The sequence below is a fragment of the Actinocrinis puniceicyclus genome (assembly GCF_018283645.1).
In the GTDB taxonomy this organism is placed as follows: Bacteria; Actinomycetota; Actinomycetes; order Streptomycetales; family Catenulisporaceae; genus Actinocrinis; species Actinocrinis puniceicyclus.
Genome location: NZ_JAGSXH010000285.1, coordinates 1 through 1922, shown reverse-complemented (window position 1 = coordinate 1922; position 1922 = coordinate 1). Strand labels below are relative to the sequence as shown.

The following is a 1922-nucleotide window of genomic DNA, read 5'->3' as shown; positions in this document are numbered from 1 at the left end:
CACGGGCCGGGGTGGTGGCGGGGTCCTTTCGATTCGGGGAGGCGGGTTTCGGCAGGTCAGCCGGGGTCGGGTAGTGCCGAGATGCGGCGCCAGCAGGTTTGGAAGGTTTTCGCCCAGGACCCAGGTCGCCTCGATCTTCAGCGGGCGTGGTGCGTGAGGCGGGCGGGCAGGTGCAGGAGGAGGGTGGCGCGCAGGGTCTCGGGTTCGGCTCGGGCGAGCTGAACTTCTCCAGCTGCTGCACGGTCCAGGCGTTGTCCTCAGCGGCCCCCCGCCGGTGCGCCGCCTCGCCTCAGGGCTTTTGAAAGGGCATTGGTCAACCGTGCGACCAACACGCGCAGCAGTATCGCACTGGCGCGCCGACCAGGCCCCGCCCATCTGCTGACTCCAGACACCGGTCCCACCCGATAGCGTTGGAACCAGAATGGCGCACCCGTCCCCGACAAGGTCATGGCCGAGTCAACCACATCCTTGCAGGCAGGGCGCACCTATCGCATCTCAGCCGCCAGACTCAGATCTGACGCCGTGAAGAGCCAGTGTTGGCTTGAAGGCCGTCGTGCTAAACGGTGAGGAAAAGGCGCAGGTCATGCGTCAGGTGGGGCGCCATCACCGGATCGTGGGCCGGTGCACGTGGCTCGCTCGTTCATCGTGACGCGGACGCGGGCGGGGTTGAAAACGTTGGAAGGGCCGGGAGGCTTCGGGAGGATCTCGATCAGCGCGCAGGCCTCCTGGACCATGGAGCGGCGCCCCTCGAATCCGGCAGCATCCCAGCGCACGACCGCGTCCTGGGCGGCGCGGGCCGAGAGGTGTACGGGTGTGGACAGCTCCTCGATCTGCTCTCGGGCGCGGCGGCGGGCGGCGACCAGGCGGTGGCGGGTTTCCTGCCAGAGCAGTTGCGGGCGGTCTCCGTCCGCGTGCAGATGGTCGTTGTCGGTCAGCAGCCGGTCGTACCGCTCGATCTGCGCACGCAGCGCGGCCACCTCGGCCGAGCTGCCAAGCGTCGCGGTGTGCGCGCGGGTTGCATTCGCCGGATCGGTGTACCAGCCGCGTACCGCGGCGAACACGATCGCCTCCACCCGCACCGCATCCACGCTCTGATCGCAGCGCCCCCGCGCGTCCGCAGTCCCGGAGCACCGATAGCGGGCCGAAGCCAGCATGGTGCCGTCCGCGCGGCGGTGCCGGCTCACCCCGCCGCTGCCCATGACCCGGCCGCACACGGCGCACACCATCAGCCCGGACAGCACCCGAGAACGGGGCCGCGAACCACCGCGCCGGCGGCCGCGGACCACCGCCTGCACCCGCTCGAACAACTCCGGCTCCACGATCGGCCACACCACACCCGCCGCCAGCCCGACGGGCCGCGGCAACTCGGTGCGCACGCTCTCGCACCGCCGACGCCCGTGCTCGTCGCGCCGCTCACGTTCCCACTCCCAAGACCCGGCGTACTTGGTGTTGGTCAGCAGCTTGCGCATCGTCGGGAAACTCCACACCGCCCCGCGCGGGGTGCGCAAACCCGCCTCGTCCCACGCGCGCACCAGGTTCGCCACGGTCCCGCCCGCGGCGATCGAGCGGAACGCCTCGCGCACCCACTCCGCCTCCGTCGGCTCCGGATACTGCGCTACCGCGGTCAGTGGCGAGCTCTGCCGTTGGAACCCGAACAGCATCCCCCACCCGCCCGGCTGCCCGGCCAGCCGGTCGTTCTCCTTACGGGTCCTGATCCGCATCGACTTGATGTCCGACTCCCGGCACGCCCAGGCCGCCGCCTCCCGCGCCGCGGCCCGTCCCTGGGCACTGCACAGGTCGTAGCTGCCGTTGGTACCGCGCACCATCAACCCGTCGTTGCGATCGGCCGCCTGGATCAGCGCCTCCACGTCGCGCGGCTGGCGCAGCATCCGGTCCAGATAGTAGATCACCACCCCGTCCAC

Annotated in this window: 1 protein-coding gene; it reads right to left on the bottom strand. The window is 70.6% G+C overall.

All coding sequences use genetic code 11. The annotated features are described in order from the left end of the window. Positions 1 to 581 precede the first annotated feature (581 nt). Positions 582 to 1922 (bottom strand): recombinase family protein (locus KGA66_RS28790; protein ID WP_211472728.1); only part of this gene is annotated, 1341 nt, incomplete at its 5' end.